The 13,144-nt window shown below is 71.9% G+C and carries 12 protein-coding genes; 8 read left to right on the top strand and 4 right to left on the bottom strand.

Features of this window, described 5'->3' with window-relative positions; genetic code table 11:
• Nucleotide 1: 1 nt before the first annotated feature.
• Genes QSK25_RS19625 through QSK25_RS19640 form a run of 4 tightly spaced genes read left to right on the top strand, consistent with a single transcriptional unit; the run spans nt 2 to nt 6,644 of the window.
• Nucleotides 2–1,129 (top strand): DUF5938 domain-containing protein, encoded by a 1,128-nt coding sequence (locus QSK25_RS19625; protein WP_285640101.1) that lies wholly within the window; start codon nt 2–4, stop codon nt 1,127–1,129.
• Nucleotides 1,129–2,664, top strand: coding sequence for an acyl-CoA synthetase (locus QSK25_RS19630; protein WP_285640102.1), 1,536 nt, complete (start codon nt 1,129–1,131; stop codon nt 2,662–2,664). The genes QSK25_RS19625 and QSK25_RS19630 overlap by 1 nt, the downstream gene beginning before the upstream one ends.
• Before the next feature lie 33 nt (nt 2,665–2,697).
• Nucleotides 2,698–4,545 (top strand): bifunctional copper resistance protein CopD/cytochrome c oxidase assembly protein, encoded by a 1,848-nt coding sequence (locus tag QSK25_RS19635; protein ID WP_285640103.1) that lies wholly within the window; start codon nt 2,698–2,700, stop codon nt 4,543–4,545.
• Entirely contained in the window at nt 4,542–6,644 is a 2,103-nt protein-coding gene (locus QSK25_RS19640) for a heavy metal translocating P-type ATPase (protein WP_285640104.1), read from the top strand. Before QSK25_RS19635 ends, QSK25_RS19640 begins: the two co-directional genes overlap by 4 nt.
• 419 nt (nt 6,645–7,063) lie before the next feature.
• Here QSK25_RS19640 and QSK25_RS19645 read toward each other — a convergent pair whose 3' ends face one another.
• On the bottom strand, nt 7,064–8,350 hold the full coding sequence (locus QSK25_RS19645) for an FAD-dependent monooxygenase (protein ID WP_285640105.1): 1,287 nt from the start codon (nt 8,348–8,350) through the stop codon (nt 7,064–7,066).
• 131 nt (nt 8,351–8,481) lie between these two features.
• Here QSK25_RS19645 and QSK25_RS19650 point away from each other — a divergent pair, with 131 nt between their 5' ends.
• Nucleotides 8,482–8,859: a hypothetical protein gene (locus QSK25_RS19650; protein WP_285640106.1), complete on the top strand. Its 378-nt coding sequence runs from the start codon at nt 8,482–8,484 to the stop codon at nt 8,857–8,859.
• A 96-nt stretch (nt 8,860–8,955) separates the two neighbouring features.
• Entirely contained in the window at nt 8,956–9,423 is a 468-nt protein-coding gene (locus QSK25_RS19655; protein ID WP_285640107.1) for an SRPBCC family protein, read from the top strand.
• Nucleotides 9,424–9,681: 258 nt separating this feature from the next.
• Here QSK25_RS19655 and QSK25_RS19660 read toward each other — a convergent pair whose 3' ends face one another.
• A complete protein-coding gene (locus QSK25_RS19660) occupies nt 9,682–10,242 on the bottom strand; it encodes an HSP18 transcriptional regulator (RefSeq protein WP_285640108.1) in 561 nt (186 codons plus the stop codon).
• Nucleotides 10,243–10,343: 101 nt separating this feature from the next.
• Between QSK25_RS19660 and QSK25_RS19665 the strand changes: the two genes are divergently transcribed.
• Nucleotides 10,344–10,781, top strand: coding sequence for an Hsp20/alpha crystallin family protein (locus tag QSK25_RS19665; protein WP_285640112.1), 438 nt, complete (start codon nt 10,344–10,346; stop codon nt 10,779–10,781).
• 11 nt (nt 10,782–10,792) lie between these two features.
• On the top strand, nt 10,793–11,035 hold the full coding sequence (locus QSK25_RS19670; protein WP_285640113.1) for a hypothetical protein: 243 nt from the start codon (nt 10,793–10,795) through the stop codon (nt 11,033–11,035).
• Between the two features lie 203 nt (nt 11,036–11,238).
• On the opposite strand, the gene QSK25_RS19675 is transcribed toward QSK25_RS19670, so the two are convergent.
• Nucleotides 11,239–12,591: a maltokinase N-terminal cap-like domain-containing protein gene (locus QSK25_RS19675; protein WP_285640114.1), complete on the bottom strand. Its 1,353-nt coding sequence runs from the start codon at nt 12,589–12,591 to the stop codon at nt 11,239–11,241.
• Nucleotides 12,588–13,144, bottom strand: a 557-nt coding sequence (locus QSK25_RS19680) for an alpha-glucosidase C-terminal domain-containing protein (protein ID WP_285640115.1), incomplete at its 5' end; no start/stop codon positions are given. The genes QSK25_RS19680 and QSK25_RS19675, both read right to left, overlap by 4 nt.

A 13,144-nucleotide genomic window follows, 5' to 3' on the forward strand; every position in this document is an offset into this window, starting at 1 on the left:
GATGCCCACCGACAAGCCCGTCGTCGTCTACGGCGCCTCCGGCTACACCGGCCGGCTGATCTGCGAGTACCTCCGCGAGTACGGCATCCCGTTCCTCGCGGCCGGCCGGGACGGCAAGCGCGTCAAGGAGGCCGTCGACGCCGTGCCCGGCATCGACACGGTCTCCTACGACGTGGCCGAGGTCGAGCACTCCACCGAGGCGCTGACCGAGGCGTTCACCGGCGCCAAGGTCGTGCTCAACACGGTCGGCCCGTTCTCCCGCTACGGTCACGAAGCCGTTCAGGCCAGCCTGAACGTCGGCGCGCACTACACCGACACCAACGGCGAGCAAGACTGGATGATCGATGCCGACGCCCAGTACGGCGCCGAGTTCGCCAAGCAGGGACTGCTGCTCTCCCCCGGCATCGCGCAGATGTACACGGTCGGCGAGATCGCCGCGCAGATCTGCCTGGAGCAGCCCGGACTGGACACTTTGGACATCGGGGTGTTCTGGAAGGGTTATCCGACAGTCGCTTCCACCAACACCATCCTCACGAACGCGGCGTTCGCCAAGGCGTACTACCTGGAGCAGAACGAGTACGTGGAATGGCCGCCGGACGCGGGCCTCTACGAACTCGTCGTGCCCGGCCAGCACGAACTCGGCCTCGCGCTGCCGTGGGGCGGGACCGCGCACCCGGTGTGGTTCAAGCGTGATCCACGGGTGGCGACCGTGCGGGCGCTCGGCGGCGTGTTCAACCGGCCGCTGATGCTGGGTGTGCCGCAGATCGTGGCGGCCGCGCTGGAGCAGATGGAGGGCAAGTCGGACGCGGAGAAGTACGAGATCGTCGACGCGTTCTCCGCGCAGGTGCGCAGCGAGATGCCGCCGCGCGAGAACCCGCGGATCAACATCTCGCTCGACTCCGTGCACGCGTCCGGGCCGCTGGGCCGGGCCAGCTGCGTGATCCACGGCAACTGCAACTACAAGCAGACGGCGTTGCTGAACGTCCACGCCGCCGTGCACCTGCTGCAGGACGCGCCGCGCCGGGTCGGGTTCGCGTCGGGCTGCCAGGCGTTCGGGCACCGGGAACTGCTCGGCGCGCTGCGGTCGTTCGGCCTGGTGCTCGACCCGATCGTCGAAACGCACCGCTGATGCGCCTCAGCGACTACCTGGACAAGGGCGCGTCGCTCGGGGGCGACGCGCCCTGTCTCACCGTCGGCGGGGTCTCCCAGACCTACGCCGAGGTCCAGCAACGCTCCCGGGACATCGCGGGAGCGTTGCAGGGCAGCGGGATCGAGGCCGGTGACCGGGTCGCCGTGCTGTCCGCGAACGACCCGCTGGCGCTCACCTGCGTGTTCGGCATCTCGCGGGCCGGGGCGGTGTGGTGCCCGGTCAACCCCCGCAACGAGGCGGCGGAGAACCGCGAGCTGCTCGACCTGTTCGGCTGCCGCTGCCTGTTCTTCCAGGCGAAGTTCGCGCCGCTGGTCGAACGGATCCGCGGCGACCTGCCCGCGTTGACGGTCCTGGTGTGCCTGGACGGCGAGGTCGAGGGCGCCGTCCCGTTCGACGCCTGGCTCGCGGAGTTCGGCCGTGCACCGGAACCGGTGCACGTCGCCGACGACGACCTGTGCGTGCTGGCGGGCACCGGCGGCACGACCGGGCGGCCCAAGGGCGTGCGGCTGACCGGGCACAACCTGGAGACGGCGACCGCGCTGACGCTGATGAGCTACCCGTTCGGCGACCGGCCGCGTTACCTGGCGCTGGCACCGCTGACGCACTCGGCGGGCGTGCTCACGTTCCCGATCATGTCGATGGGCGGCGAGACGGTGATCATGCCGGCGCCGGACCTCGGCGAGTTCCTGCGGCTGATCGAACACCACCGGATCACGCACGCGTTCCTGCCGCCGACGGTCATCTACGGCCTGCTCGACCACCCGGCGCTCGACGCGACGGACCTGAGTTCGTTGCGCTGCCTCTGGTACGGCGCCGCGCCGATGTCCCCGGTGCGGCTGACCGAGGCGTTGCGGCGGATCGGGCCGGTGATGGGGCAGCTCTTCGGGCAGACCGAGGCGCCGAACATGATCGCGACGCTCGCCCCGGCCGACCACTTCCTGCTCGACGGGTCGATCGCGGTCGAGCGGTTGTCGTCGGCGGGCAGACCGTCGCCGCTGACGCAGGTCGCGATCATGGCTCCGGACGGCGCGTTGCTGCCTCGCGGCGAACGCGGCGAGATAGTCGTGCGCGGGCCGTTGGTGATGGCCGGCTACCACGAGAACCCGGCGGCGACGGCCGAGGTGAGCGCGTTCGGCTGGCACCACACCGGCGACATCGGCTACCTGGACGCGGACAACTACCTGTTCATCGTCGACCGGGCGAAGGACATGATCATCACGGGCGGCTTCAACGTGTACTCGGCCGAGGTCGAGCAGGCGTTGCGGGCACATCCGGCGGTGCAGGACAGCGCCGTGGTCGGCCTGCCCGATCCCAAGTGGGGTGAGCGGGTCACGGCCGTGGTGCAGCTGCGGGCGTCCGGCCGGGCCGAGCCCGACGCGTTGATCGCCTTCGTGAAGGAGCAACTGGGCGGGGTGAAGGCGCCCAAGCAGGTGGAGATCTGGCCCGATCTTCCCCGGTCCAAGGTGGGCAAGGTGCTCAAGGCCGAGATCCGCGCGCAGCTCTCCGGGAACTGAAGCCGTCCCTCGCCCGACCTGTGTCGTGTGAGGGTGGACAAGGCCGTCGTGCTCGCGACGGCCATCTCGGTTTCCTGTGTCGTGGCAGTGGTGTGGTGGGCCGGTGACGTGCACGCGTTGCTCGGGGACAGCGATCCCGGCCGACTGACCTCGGTGGCGTTCGGGCTGGTCAGAACCCTCGCCAACGCGGCAGGGACGGTGACGATCGGCGCGCTGGTGTTCGGGGCCTTCGTGGTTCCGGCACCGCCTCGGCGCGCTCAGCTCACCGCACCTGCTTACGGGGCCGTGCGCACGGCCGCGAACGCCGCCGCTGTGTGGGTCGTCACGGCCGGGTTCGCGGTCGTTCTGTCCACTGCGGACGCCACCGGTCAGCCGCTTCCCGTTGTGGTGCGGCACTTGCCGGGGCTGGTCGGGGCGACCGAGGAGCCGAAGGCGTGGCTGGTCACGTTCGTCGCGGCAGGCGTCGTCGCCGTCGGTGCGCGGGCGACGCTGACGTGGACGACCTCGGTGCTGTGGGTGCTGCCCGCGCTGGCCGGGGTGCTGGCGCCGGTGATCACCGGGCACGTGGCGAACGGCGCGTGGCACGACGTCGCGACCAACGCCGTGGCGTGGCACGTTCCCGCCGCCGCGATCTGGATCGGCGCCCTGGTGACGTTGCGGCGGCGTGCGGACGATGAGGTGCTGGTGCGCCGGTACCGCGTGCTCAGCAACTGGTGCATCGGTGTGCTGGTGCTGAGCGGGTCGGTCGTCGGCGCGGTGCTGGCGGGGCCGGATCTGCACAGCGGCTACACCGTGCTGTTGCTGCTCAAGGTCGCCGCGTGTGCCGCGGTCCCGCTGGTCCGGGCGCGGTGGGGCACGCGACGGCCGCTCGGCGTCGAACTCGTCGCGGTCGGGCTGGCGCTGGGAGCCTCGACGGGGCTCGCTCACCTCGTGCCGCCCGCGTGGAGCGTGGTGCGGACGTCACCGCAGGAAACCCTGATCGGGTACGAACTTCCGGTCGCGCCCTCGTTCACCGAGATCGTGCTGGGCTGGCGGCTCGACCTCGTGATCGGGCTCGGCGCGCTCGTGCTGGCGGTGCTGTACCTGGTGGCCGTGCGGCGCGCACGTGGGTGGCCGGTCGGGCGGACGGTCTCGTGGTTGCTGGGGTGTGCGGTTTTGCTGGTGGTGACGTCGTCGGGCGTCGGCCGGTACGCGGCCGGCACGTTCAGCACGCACATGGTGGCGCACATGGCGTTGAACATGCTCGGGCCGGTGCTGCTGGTGCTCGGCGGGCCGATCACGCTGGCGTTGCGGGTGTCGCCACCGGGGCCGCGGGTGTGGATCAAAGCGCTGGTGCACTGCCGTTTGGCGCGGTTCGCCGCCCATCCGGCGATCGCCGCGATCACGTTCGTCGGCTCGTTCTACCTGCTGTACTTCTCGGGGCTGTTCGGGGCGGCGATGCCGCTGCACTGGGCGCATCAGCTGATGAACGTCCACTTCGTGCTCACCGGGTACGTGTTCTTCTGGCTGGTGATCGGGGTGGATCCCGCGCCGCGGCCGTTGCCGCACCTCGCCCGGCTCGGCTTGTTGTTCTCCGTCATGCCGTTCCACGCGTTCTTCGGCGTGGTCCTGATGAACAAGCAGACCGTGATCGCCTCGAACTTCTACCGGTCGCTCGACCTGGCGTGGATGCCGGATCTGCTGACCGACCAACGCCTCGGCGGCGGGATCGCCTGGGCCACCGGGGAGATCCCGATGCTCGTGGTCGTGCTCGCCCTGATGCGCCAGTGGGCCGTCGCCGACCGGCACGAGGCCAGGCGGTTCGACCACGCCACCGACGACCGGCTCTCCGCCTACAACGCGATGCTCGCCGAACTCTCCGAACGGAAGACCCCCGCATGACCGTGGAACTGGCCGTGTCCGGCATGACCTGTGCCGCCTGCGCGACCCGCATCGAACGCAAGCTCAACAAGCTCGACGGCGTGCGCGCGACCGTCAACTACGCCACCGAACGCGCGATCGTGCACGGCCTGCCGGAGTCGGACGCGGTGCAGGTCGTGCGGGCGGCCGGGTACGACGCCTCCGCCACCGGCTCGCACGTCGACGTGGTCGGGGCGCTGCGGCGACGGCTCGTCGTGGCGGCCGTGCTCGCGATCCCGCTGGGCAACCTGACGCTGGCCCTGACCTTCGCGCCCGCGTTGCGGTTCCCCGGCTGGGAGTTGCTGTGCGTCCTGCTGAGCCTGCCGGTGGTCGCGTACTCGGCCTGGCCGTTCCACCGTGCCGCGGCACGGACCCTGCGGCACGGATCGTCCAGCATGGACACCCTGGTGTCGCTGGGGGTGCTGTCGTCGTTCGGGTGGGCGGTGTGGACGCTCGACGTCGGGTACCTGGACGTGGCCGCAGGGGTGACCACGTTCCTGTTGGCGGGCCGGTACTTCGAGGTGCGGTCGCGCCGGACCGCGGCCGGGTTGCTGAGCGCCCTCGCGGGGCTGGCGGCCAAGGAGGCCCGCGTGCTGCGCCACGGTGCCGAGGTGATGGTGCCGGCGGCCGAGGTGCGCGTCGGAGACCTGCTGGTGGTCAAGCCCGGTGAGGCGCTGCCCGCCGACGGGGTCGTGACCGGTGGGTTCTCCTCGATCGACGTGTCGTCGATGACCGGTGAACCGGTGCCGGTCGAGGTGGCGGCCGGGTCCGAGGTCGTGGGCGGGACGGTCAACCACACCGGACGGCTCGTCGTGCGCGCCACCGCCGTCGGCGCGCACACGCAGCTGGCACAGATGCGGGCGTTGGCGCAACAGGCCGCCGAACGCAAGGCGCGCGTGCAGCGGCTGGTGGACCGGGTGTGCGCGGTGTTCGTGCCGGTCGTGCTGGCGTTGTCCGCGGCGACGCTGGCCGGGTGGCTGACGTTCGGCGACTCGGTGCCGGACGCGTTCCGGGCGGCGGTGTCGGTGCTGATCATCGCGTGCCCGTGCGCTCTCGGCCTCGCGACGCCGACCGCGTTGATGGTGGGGGTCGCGCGGGCCGCCCAGCTCGGGATCCTGGTGAAGGGGCCGGACGCGCTGGAGGCGTCGCGGGCCGTCGACACCGTGGTGCTGGACAAGACCGGCACGGTGACGACCGGGCAGATGACCGTGGTGGGCACGGTCGGCCCGGACGTGCTGCGGTGGGCGGCGGCGGTCGAGTCCGCGTCCGAACACCCGATCGGCGTCGCGATCGCCGCCGCGGTGGACGATCCCCCGGCCGTCAGCGACTTCGAGGCGCTCGTGGGGGCCGGTGCGCGCGGTGTGGTCGAGGGGTCCGAGGTCGTCGTGGGGTCGTGGCAGCTCATGTCCCCTTCGGACGTTCCGGAAGACGTCCGGGCGTGGCACTCCGGGCTCGGCGCCGAGACCGGGGTGCTGGTCGCGCGGGACGGGGTGGTGATCGGCGGGATCGCGGTGCGCGACACCGTCCGGCCGTCCGCCCGCGCCGCCGTGCAACGCCTGCACGCCCTGGGGTTGCGGACGGTCCTGCTCACCGGGGACAGCGCCGCCGCCGCCCAGGCCGTGGCCTGCGAGATCGGCGTGCGCGAGGTGATCGCCGGCGTCCGCCCGGCCGGGAAGGTCGCCGCCGTGGAACGGCTGCGGGCCGCCGGGCACCACGTCGCCGTGGTGGGGGACGGGGTGAACGACGGCCCGGCGCTCGCCGCCGCGCACCTCGGGATGGCGATGGCGCGAGGCAGCGAGGTCGCCGCGCACGCCGCCGACGTGATCCTGGTGCGCGACGACCTCGACGCCGTGCCGGACGCGATCGTGCTGGCCGGCCGGACGCTGACGACGATCCGCGGCAACCTCTGGTGGGCGTTCGGCTACAACGCCGCCGCGATCCCGCTGGCCGCAGCCGGACTGCTGAACCCGCTGATCGCGGGCGCGGCCATGTCGTTGTCGTCGGTGCTGGTGGTCGCCAACAGCCTCCGGCTCCGGTCGGTCACGCCACGCGCGGCACCGTCTTCCCCCGCGGACTCCTGAGCTCGCCTTTCAGCACGCGGGCACGTCTACGAGCGGCACCTCCAGCCCGACCACGGGCTGGAGCCCGTTCTCCGGAGACGTCAGCGAACAGGCGGAGCGCGACATCGAGCGGCAGGGCGTGCACGACATCGAGCAGCTGCCGGCGCCGGTGGGACTCGGGACCACGATCACGGTGTTGCCGCGGTCGGTCGCGGCGAAGTACCCGCGTCCGGCCGTGCGGTACGTGCCGGTCGAGGACTGCCCGCCCGCCGCGCTGGTGATCGGGTGGGCTTCGCACTCGCGCAGCCGGGAGGTCGCCGCGCTGGTCAGGGCGACGCCGGCGGTCGCCGAGGAACGCGGGACGCAGCCCGTTCCCGGTTCGACGGCGGTTGGGCCGCTCCGCGACGCCGCCTCCGGTGACAGCGGGGGCGGCCGGTGGTTCAGGCGGGACGGCCGCCACCACGACGGATCACGTCGGCGGGCGCGGCGGGGGCCAGGACGCTCCTCGCGCCGAGTGAGCCGAACAACCTGGCCAGCGGCTTCACCGCGGCGATCAACCGCAGCGGTGGCGCGGGACTGTCCAGACCGGCCCGAATCCGGCCGGCGCTCTTGCGCTCGATCCGCACCTGGCGTTCCTGCTCCACCTGCACCGGCGGCCTCCGGCGCTGCTCCACCTGCTCGCAGGCCGCGTCGAGGTCGGCGTCCGGCCCTCCGTCGAGCAGCACGCCGGCGACCTGGTTCGCGGTCTCGGCGGCGTCGCAGATCGCGAAGTTGATCCCGTTGCCGCCCACCGGGGAGATGACGTGCGCCGCGTCCCCGATCAGCAGCACGCCCGGCCGGTACCACCGGTCCACCGTCGTGATGCGCACGGGCAGCAGGGTGAACTCGCCGAGGTCCTCGACGGCGTCCACGCGGTCGCCGAGCCACGGCAGGCTCGCCTTCAACGCCTCGGCGACGGCGCCGGGACCACCCGACCGGAGGCGCGGGAACGAGCCCGCCTCGATGGTGAAGCCGATCTGCCAGCGGTCGACCTGGTTGAGCACGGCGATCGTGCCGAGCCGGTGGCCGAAGAGCTGGAGCCCGGACAGGGCGGGGTCTCCGTCACGGCGGGGGAACTCCCGCCAGAGCAGGTCGAGGCTCGCGCCGAGTTCGGTGGTCCGCGCGCCCGCGAGCACGCGGACCTTGGAGTTGCGCCCGTCGGCGGCCACCACGAGACGTGCCCGCACCTCGTGCCGGCCCTCTTCGTCGACGTAGCGGACGCCGCACACCCTGCCGGTGCCGTCGTGCAGCAGCTTGTTCACCTTGGCCCGCATGCGCACGGTGAAGCCGGGGTGCGCGGCGGCCAGTTCGACGACGTGCGGGAGGAACAACGCCTGCGGGATCAGGGCGTAGTACGGGTGCTTGGTGCTCGTCTTGTCGTAGCGGGCGATCGTGTACGTCTTCTTGGGCGTGTGCCATTCGAACGTGCGGGCCGTGGCGTGCGGGATGGTGCGCAGGATCTCGTCCGCGAGCCCGAGCTCGTCGAGGTAGTCGAGCACGGCGGGGGCCAGGGTGTCGCCGCGGAACCTGCGGTTGAAGTCCTTCTGCGCCTCCAGCAGCACCACGCGCAGTCCGGCGCGCGTGAGCAGGTAGGCGAGCACCACCCCCGCCGGTCCGCCACCGGCGACGACCACGTCCGCCTCGGCGGGACCTCGCTGTTCGACCATCGCCCTCTCCCCCTGCTCCACCACCGAAAACGTAGTTGGACCGGATCGGGTGCGCATGACAGGAGCGCACCACCCCGAGAGAAACGCGTCGTTTTTGAGTCGATTTCCCGGGTACCGCTGTAAGGACGAAATCGATCGCGAGGAGGACCGCTGTGAGCGACAAGGGTGCCGGTGTCGTCATGACGAGGGTGCTGGGCGCGGTGACGGCCGCCTACAGCGCGGCGCTGATCGTCTCGCCGCGGATCCTGGCCAAGCCGGCGGGACTGACCGCGGTCGGGGGTTCGGTGCCGGCTTCGGTGCGGACGTTGATCGGCGCGATCGGCGCGCGGGACGCCGCCATCGGCGTGGCGATGATGGTCGCCACGCCCGGCACACCGCTGCGCACGGCCGTGATGACGCGCGTCGCGGCCGACGTCGCTGACGCTGCGGTGTTCGGCACGACGCTGCCGGACCGCTCCGCCCGTCGCAAGGTCGCGGTCTTCGCCGTCTGCTGGGCAGCGCTGTGCGGCGTGTCCGGCCTGCGGCGCTGACGGTCCACCCGCCCTTTCCACGGCAGTTCCACGGCAGTTCCACGCATCAGTTCCACGCATCAGTTCCACGCAGATCAACCACGGGAGTTCCACGCCATGAGCACGATCACCAAGTCCGTCGACGTCCAGGCCGACGTGACCAGCGTCTACAACCAGTGGACCCAGTTCACCGAGTTCCCGCGCTTCATGGAGGGCGTCGACCGGATCGAGCAGCTCGACGACACGCACACCCGCTGGACCGTGAGCATCGCGGGCGTCACCCGGGAGTTCGATGCCACGATCACCGAGCAGCACCCGGACCAGCGCGTCGCCTGGCGTTCCGACTCCGGCCCCGACCACGCCGGGGTCGTCACGGTGCACCGCCTCGACAACGACCACACGCGCGTGACGGTGCAGATGGACATCGACCCCGACGGGGTCGTCGAGAACGTCGCCGACAAGCTCGGCGTCCTCGACCGCCGCGTGCAGGGCGACCTCGAGCGGTTCAAGACCTTCGTCGAGAACCGCGGCGGTGACGAGACGGGCGCGTGGCGCGGCGACGTCGACCGCCCCGCCCAGTCCTGACCACCGGCACTTCCAGACCGTCGCGGTGTTCCGCGCCGGCGCCAGGTGGGGCCTCGCACCCGGCGCGGAACGCCGCGACACCCCTTCTCGGGAACCGGTCGCGACCGGTTCCCGAGGTGTGCCTCGGAACGTTGCCGGGGAATGCGCGGTCAGACGGGTGCGTCGTGGTGCCGCCCCCACCTGCTCGTACTGGTGGTCCGGGGGCGTGAGGTGCCCCTGCTGGGCGTGGATCACCGCGCCGACGTTCCGGACGCGCCGTCAGCCGATCTCGTCGCGCCGACTCTGCGTGTCCCGTCGCACCCGGTCGACCTGGTCGTTCACCGCTTCGATGCGGTCGGCCAGCGCGGGGTGGCTGGAGCGGACCCTGTTCTGTGCGTCCGCCAGCGGGCCCAGCAGCTGTGCGGCGTCGTCACCGGACAACGCCGCCCGCACCGCGGCGTCCACCTCGCCCACCGATCCGGCCAGGGTGCGGAGCGCGGCGGCGTTGTCCTGGGCCCAGGACGAGACCGCCCGGTCGCCCGCCCGCCGGTCGCGTTCGGCCTGCACGCGCTGTTCGCCGGTGGCGCCGGCCAGGTCCGAGGGGCGCAGTCGCAGGTAGCGGCGTTCGGCGGCCTGACGGCTCGCCACACCGAGAGCCGGGGCCAGGTCGGCCCAGCTGGTGCCCAGTTCACGCGCGGCGGCGATCAGCTGCGGTTCCCAGTCCGCCAGTTCCGCGCGCAGCTCGCGCAACAGGACCAGGGCGGCCAGCACCTGGTTCGCGTCCAGCTCACCGGTGCCGCTCGCGGCCGCCCGCACCGACTCGTAGTCGCCGATCGACATCTTGTCATCCTTTCGACGACTTCTGGGTTGTCATCGTTGTGACGACATGATACAACAGTTGTGCGCGTTGACAGCAGAACAGAACATCGAGGAGGTGCCGGATGTTGATGCGCACTGACCCGTTCCGGGAACTGGACCGGCTCGCGCAGCAGGTGTTCCACGGGCCGGGGACGTGGTCACGGCCGACGGCGATGCCGATGGACGCCTACCGTTCCGGTGACGAGTTCGTGGTGGCGTTCGACCTGCCCGGCGTGACGGCGGACGCGATCGAGCTCGACGTCGAACGCAACGTGCTGACCGTCAAGGCGGAGCGCCGGCCCACCATCACCGGCGACAACGTCGAGATGCAGGTCGCGGAACGACCGCTCGGCGTGTTCTCCCGCCAGCTGTTCCTGGGCGACACCCTCGACACCGAACGCATCCAGGCCGCCTACGACGCGGGTGTGCTGACCCTGCGCATCCCGGTGCTGGAGAAGGCGAAGCCGCGCAAGATCGCCATCGCGAGCACCGAGCAGGACGTCAAGCAGATCGACGCCTAGCGCGGGCCGTCGTGACCGCGCGCACCGCGGACGACGAGTTCCTCGCGCTGGTCTGCGCCGATGCGGACCTGCTCGGCGCGGAGTTCGACTCGATCATCGAAGCCAACTGGGGAGAGCCACCGCCCGCGCCTGTGCCGCACCGGCCGGTACCGCCGGTGCGGCACGAGGAACCACCTCACCCGCACGGCCGGCACGACGTCCCGGCCGACGCACTGGCACGGCAACGCTCTCCACCGCACGGGGAAGGCAGGTGATGCGTGTACTCGTTCCACGACAGGAAAACCCTCGGGCGGCTGCACGCACAGTCCGATGAACGCAGTGGGGGCCACGCTGCACCAGGCCCGCTGGAACCACGCCCGACGTGAGTCGCCCGAACCGCTCGACCAGACGACCCCGGACCGCGCTGCGGTCCGGGGTCGTCAGTTCGTCGCACCGGATTCGGCGACACCGAACGCGGCTAGCGCACCGGGATCGACTGCCCGCCCACGGCCTCGGCGATCGCGGACAGCGGGATGACCGTCCACTCCGGACGGAACCGGTGCTCGTGCCGCACCTCCAGCACGGCCCGGTCGAGCTCCACGGCGGTCAGCAGCGCGCCACCGGGCGCGCGGTCCGGTGACACCTCCGCGTAACCGGCGCAGAACGCCTCCCGGTTGTGCGCCAGCCACTTCGCCGCCCTGGGCCGCAGCTCCGCGTCGTCCGCGCCCACCAGCAGCTGGGCCGCCGCGTAGTGCAGCGACCTCAGGGCGGTGGCCACGTCGTGCTCGGCCGGGCGCGGCCGGACGCGGTCGGCGGCGTCGCGATACGGCTCGCCCTCGAAGTCGACGAGCACCCACGTGAGCGGTGAGCGCAGCACCTGACCGAGGTGCAGGTCGCCGTGCACCCGTTGCAGGCGGAGCGGTTCGCCGGTCGCGAGAACGGCGTCGTAGCAGGCCCGCACGCCCGTCTCGAACTCCGCGAGCGCCGGGACCTCGGCGAGTGCGGCGTCCAGGCGGCTGTGCAGGGCCGCGACGAACTCCACCTCGCCGCCGGGACCGGCGATCTGCTCGCCCAGCGTCTCGCGCAGGTCCGCGTGCACACGGGCCACGGCGCGGCCGAGGCGGTGCGCCTCGGCGGCGAAGTCACCGCCCGCCGCCTGCGGCTCGCCGCCGGGGCTCGCGAGGAAGTCCCGCACGCTGGCCGTCGCCATCGGCCAGCCCAGCGCGCCGAGCGGCACGAACTCGTGCAGCACGGCCAGCGTCGTGCGCTCACCGTCCAGTTCGGACTCCAGCGCACCCTGCGGCGACGCGATGTGCGGGTCGTCGACCGAGTGCAGCGCGTTGTGCAGCACCAGTTCCGGGTTGTCGCCGGGCGTCAGTTCGCGGAAGAACTTCAGCACGTGCCGCCGGCCGTAGACGACCGAGGAGTTGCGCTGCGGGCCGGGGAACGGGCGGCCGACCGGCGCGGTGGCGTACCTCGGCGGCAGCGCTCCCTGGAACCGCAGGCCCTCGACCTCGGCGGAGTCCTCGAAGTGGCCGAGCAGCACGGCGGTGAGCTCCGGGTCGTACACCGCCTCGTACGCCACCCGCTCCCCCGCGACGCCGATCCTCGCGTGCGCCAGGCGTTCCGGCAGGTCGTCCCGCACGCCCAGGAGCAGCTGGTACCGGCGGTCCCCGCACGCCAGCACCAGGTGGACCAGCGACGGATCGCCGTGGTGCAGGACGGTCGCGCGCTCGCACGTCACCGGCCCGCGGCCGCGGAACCACGGCTGCGCCTGCAGCCAGCGGTCGAACTGCTCGGGCAGGACCTGGACGGCCTCGCTCGTCGTCACTTCTTGTCGCCGCCTTCCACGTCGGAGTTCAGCTGGAACCAGTAGAAGCCGTGACCGGGCAGGGTCAGCTGGTACGGCAGCTCGCCGACCGCGGGGAACCGCACCCCGCCGGTGAGCTCCAGCGGCACGGCGCCGGCGTGCTCGGCCAGGTCGAGCTCGACCGGCTGCGGGAAGCGGGACAGGTTGTTCACGCACAGCACCACGTCCGTGCCGAGCGTGCGCAGGTAGGCGAGCACGGTCGGGTTCGAGCCGCCGAGCTCGGTGTAGTCGCCGTGCCCGAACGCCCGGTGCCGCTTGCGCACCTCGATCATGTGCCGCGTCCAGTTCAGCAGCGAGGACTGGCTGCGGGTCTGCGCCTCGACGTTCAGGCCCTGGTAGCCGTAGACCGGGTCCATGATCACCGGCAGGTAGATCCGGCCCGGGTCACAGCTCGAGAAGCCCGCGTTGCGGTCCGGGGTCCACTGCATCGGCGTGCGCACGGCGTCGCGGTCGGCGAGCCAGATGTTGTCGCCCATGCCGATCTCGTCGCCGTAGTACAGCACGGGCGAGCCGG

The organism is Lentzea sp. NBRC 102530, assembly GCF_030269365.1.
GTDB lineage: Bacteria > Actinomycetota > Actinomycetes > Mycobacteriales > Pseudonocardiaceae > Lentzea.